This window comes from Janthinobacterium sp. GW822-FHT07A03, assembly GCF_058798815.1.
The window spans coordinates 1-3,636 of record NZ_JBXAKW010000029.1 but is presented as its reverse complement, the minus strand read 5'-3'; the positions used below and the strand labels follow the sequence as shown (position 1 = coordinate 3,636).

The following is a 3,636-nucleotide window of genomic DNA, read 5'->3' as shown; positions in this document are numbered from 1 at the left end:
TTGAAGACGCCGTCGGGCAAGCCCGCGTCCGTCAACAGTTGCGCCAGGAGCAGGCTGGCCGACGGGTCGCGCTCCGACGGTTTTAATACAAACGTATTGCCGCAGGCAATGGCCATCGGGAACATCCACATCGGCACCATCACGGGAAAATTGAACGGCGTGATGCCGACGCAGACGCCCAGTGCCTGGCGGATCGACCAGGCGTCGATACCGCCGGCCACCTGTTCCGAATACTCGCCCTTCATCATCTGCGGGATGCCGCAGGCAAATTCCACCACTTCAATGCCGCGCGTCACTTCCCCTTTCGCATCCGTGAAGACTTTACCGTGTTCGGCCGTAATCAGGGCGGCCAACTGATCCGCATGTTCTTCCAGCAACTCCTTGAACTTGAACATGACTCTAGCGCGGCGCAAAGGGGACGTTTGCGACCAGGCGGGAAAGGCCGCGTGGGCGGCGGCCACGGCGGCGTTCAGTTCGCTAGGCGTCGCCAGCGCCACCTGCGCCGTCACGGCACCGGTGGCAGGGTTAAACACGTCGCTCGTGCGCTCGGAACGCGAGGCCATGGGGTTGCCACCAATAAAGTGGCCGATTGTCGGGGTCGTCATTGTCTTGTCCTTGGTTATTTCGTCATCAGCCAGTCATGGGCCGGGTCGTTTTTAAAGTGCCAGACCCGCTTGGGGCCGGCCATCACGTTCAGGTAATAGCCGTCATAGCCATACGGCACGGTGACGGGGTGGTAGCCCCTGGGCACCATCACCACGTCGTGGTTTTCCACGGCCATGGCCTCGTCGATGGAACGGTCATCCGTGTAGACGCGCTGGTAGGCAAAGCCCTGTTCGGGGTTCAATCGGTGGTAATAGGTTTCTTCCAGAGAACTTTCCAGCGGGATATTGTCGCTGTCGTGCTTGTGCGGCGGATAGCTCGACGAATGGCCCGACGGCGTGACCACCTCGACCACCAGCAAGCCGTCCGCTTCCTCTGTCTGCGGCAGGATGTCGCACACATAACGCGTGTTGGCGCCCTTGCCGCGCACGGAGCGCGTCATGCTGGCCGGTTCGATCAGGCGCGCCGGGCGCTTGGTCGTGGCCGGGGCGCTGCACAGGGCGACCTCGGCGGCGCTCACGGCCGTGATACTGACCGTGGTGTCCAGCGGCACATACACGGCGTAGGGCGAGACGTCCTCGAAGACACTGGCGCGCTTGCCGATGGCGTCCCAGGTCTGCTCGCCCGCCTGCACGGTGACCGTGCCCGTCAGCACGACGAGGCACAGTTCGCGCTTGCCCGTCTCCAGGCTCAGCGATTCTCCGGCCGCCAGGCGGTGGGCGGCAAAGCCCACGTGCGTCCAGCCGGCCGATGCGGGCGTGACCTCGACGATGGTCTGTCCCTGCCCCGCTTTCACCAGCAGCGGGCTCATGCCGCCTCCCGGCCCAGGCGGGGAATCGCATCGACCAGGCGTGCCAGGTAATCGTGGCCCATCTTCGCGTATTCGTAGCTGGGGGCGACGGCCGGGTCCTGCTCCGCTTCCACCACCAGCCAGCCTGCGTAGCCGTGCAGATACAGCCGCGTCAGGATGGCCGGGAAGTCAATGCTGCCGTCACCGGGCACGCTGAAGGCACCATTGATGACGGCCTGCAAAAAACTCCAGTGGCCATTGCGGGCCAGTTTCACCACGTTCGGGCGCACGTCCTTGCAATGCACGTGGCAAATCCTGTCGATATGTTTGTTGAGCACCGCCAGCGCGTCGCCGCCGGCAAACGTGATATGACCGGTATCAAACAGCAAACCGACCTCGGCCCCCGTCAAGGCCATCAGTTGGTCCACGTCGGCCGGCGTTTCCACATAGGCGCCCATATGATGGTGATACGCGAGGCGCACGCCGTGGGCCAGCAGGTGCTGCGCAAACGCCGTGAGTTTATCGGCGTAGTCCTGCCATTGCTGGGCGGACTGGAAACGCGGGCGTTTATACAAGGGACGCGCTTCGCCCTGGATGGCGTCGGCCACCTCGCCGTAGACCATGACGGTGGCGCCGCTGTCGGCCAGCAACCGCAAATGCGGGCCGACGGAGGCGATCTCCTCTTCGACGCTGCGGTGCGCCAGGCGGCCCGAATACCAACCGGAAACGCAGGCGAGATTGTATTTGCCCAGCACGGCGTTCAGGGACGGGGCATCTTTCGGAAACTTGTTGCCCAGTTCAAAGCCCACGTAGCCGATCTCGGCGCCTTCCTTGAGGGCCGTTTCCAGGGGCGTTTCGCCGCCCAGGCTGGGCAAATCGTCGTTCATCCACGAGATCGGGTTGATGCCGATGCGTACATTCCATGTAGTAGTCATTTTTGTTGTCCTTGGCGGTCAAGTTCATAACGGACGCGCGCAGCTTGCACGCCGGCTTGCGTCGAGACTTCGGGCACGGCCACTTCCCACCAGCAGCCGCCCTCTTCTGTCGTGCGCGTATCGTCCGTATTGATGCAGATCAGATACGTGCGGGAAGCGGCGCGGGCGCGCAGCATGGCTTGCTCCAGTTCGGCGATACTGGCCACGTGCTCGCTCAAGGCGCCCAGGGATTGCGCATGCAGGGCGAAGTCAATACGGGGGGCGCTGTCGGGCAACATATTGTTGAACGAGGCATTGCCGCACGCCTGCTGCAGGCGGTTGATGCAGCCATAGCCCCGGTTGTCGAGCACGACAATAATCAGTTTTTTGTCCAGCATGACGGAGGTGGCGATTTCCGAATTCATCATCAGATAGCTGCCGTCGCCCACCATGACGATGACTTCGGCTTCCGGCTTGGCCATCTTGACGCCCAGGCCGCCGGCAATTTCATAGCCCATGCAGGAGTAGCCGTATTCCATGTGGTAGCCGCCCGGCGTGGACGTTCTCCACAGCTTGTGCAGCTCGGCCGGCAAGGTGCCCGCCGCGCAGACGACGATATCGTTGCCGGTGGAATCGGCTGCGGAACGCTGCACGGCGCCGATGACTTCGCCGTCATACGGCAAGCCGGCGACTTCCCGCTTGCCGGTAATGGACGCCACGGTATCGCGCCAGGTATTCCCCGCCTGCTGCGCGCGGTCCAGCCACTGGCCCGCGCTGTTCCAGCTGCCCAGCAGGCGCGACAGCCCCTGCAAGCCGAGTGTCGCGTCCGCCTGCAGGCCCAGGCCGCGGCGTTTCAGCGCATCGAAAGCGTTGACGTTCAGGCTGACCAATTGCGCCTGCGCAAACAGGGAGTTGGACCCCGTCGTAAAATCCTGCAGGCGCGTGCCGACGGCCAGCACCACGTCCGCGTCCGCCGCCAGCGCATTCGCGGCGGGCGAACCGGTGACGCCGATGGCGCCCAGCTGCAACGGGTGGTCCCATGGCAAGCTGCTCTTGCCGGCCTGGGTTTCCGCCACGGGAATGCCGTGGCGCTCGGCAAACGCCTGCAAGGCGGCGCCGGCCTGGCCGTACAGCACGCCGCCACCGGCGACGATCAGCGGCTGCTTCGCCGCTTGCAGCAAGGCGGCCGCCTCTTCCAGTTCCTGCTCGACGGGCGGCACGGCACGGAAACGCACGACTCTCGGTTCGAAAAAGTCGGCCGGATAGTCATACGCCATCGTCTGCACGTCTTGCGGCAGGGACAAGGTGACGGGGCCGCAGGCGGCCGGG

Annotated in this window: 4 protein-coding genes; all 4 read right to left on the bottom strand. The window is 64.2% G+C overall.

Going from position 1 to position 3,636, the window contains the following annotated elements; all coding sequences use genetic code 11:
- A partial coding sequence (locus AC1RJW_RS29600) for an aldehyde dehydrogenase family protein (RefSeq protein WP_493048097.1) occupies positions 1 to 605 on the bottom strand: 605 nt, incomplete at its 3' end.
- 14 nt (positions 606 to 619) lie between these two features.
- Positions 620 to 1,414, bottom strand: a complete 795-nt coding sequence (gene iolB, locus AC1RJW_RS29595) for a 5-deoxy-glucuronate isomerase (protein ID WP_493048096.1) — start codon at positions 1,412 to 1,414, stop codon at positions 620 to 622.
- A complete protein-coding gene (gene iolE, locus AC1RJW_RS29590) occupies positions 1,411 to 2,328 on the bottom strand; it encodes a myo-inosose-2 dehydratase (protein WP_493048095.1) in 918 nt (305 codons plus the stop codon). The genes iolB and iolE overlap by 4 nt, the downstream gene beginning before the upstream one ends.
- Positions 2,325 to 3,636 (bottom strand): thiamine pyrophosphate-dependent enzyme (locus AC1RJW_RS29585; protein WP_493048094.1); only part of this gene is annotated, 1,312 nt, incomplete at its 5' end. The genes AC1RJW_RS29585 and iolE, both read right to left, overlap by 4 nt.